The sequence below is a fragment of the Ochrobactrum sp. SFR4 genome, assembly GCF_019730395.1.
Lineage (GTDB): Bacteria > Pseudomonadota > Alphaproteobacteria > Rhizobiales > Rhizobiaceae > Pseudochrobactrum.
The window spans coordinates 1-257 of sequence record NZ_JAAPBB010000997.1 but is presented as its reverse complement, the minus strand read 5'-3'; the positions used below and the strand labels follow the sequence as shown (position 1 = coordinate 257).

Here is a 257-nt window from a genome sequence, read left to right as displayed (position 1 = left end):
CGGATGTTTCGCCTTTTTTCCAAAGCGATTTGCGTGAGCGAGACCAGTAGTGGGCAATGCCGGTTTCCAGTGTCAGGCGCAATGCCTCTGCATTCATATGCGCGACCATCAGCAGTTCATTATCATCCGCACTGCAGACAACAGCTGTAATCAGACCTGCGCTGTCAAAACGCGGTGCAAACACAGAACCTTCCTCGGTGCTGTGCTTGTCTGTCTGCGCTGGAAATTCTGGCGGCAGTTGTGTCATGAACCACTCC

Annotated in this window: 1 protein-coding gene; it reads right to left on the bottom strand. The window is 52.9% G+C overall.

Annotated elements, in window-relative coordinates:
• A partial coding sequence (locus tag HBA93_RS22090) for a phosphoribosyl-AMP cyclohydrolase (protein WP_286202140.1) occupies positions 1-247 on the bottom strand: 247 nt, incomplete at its 3' end.
• Positions 248-257 lie beyond the last annotated feature (10 nt).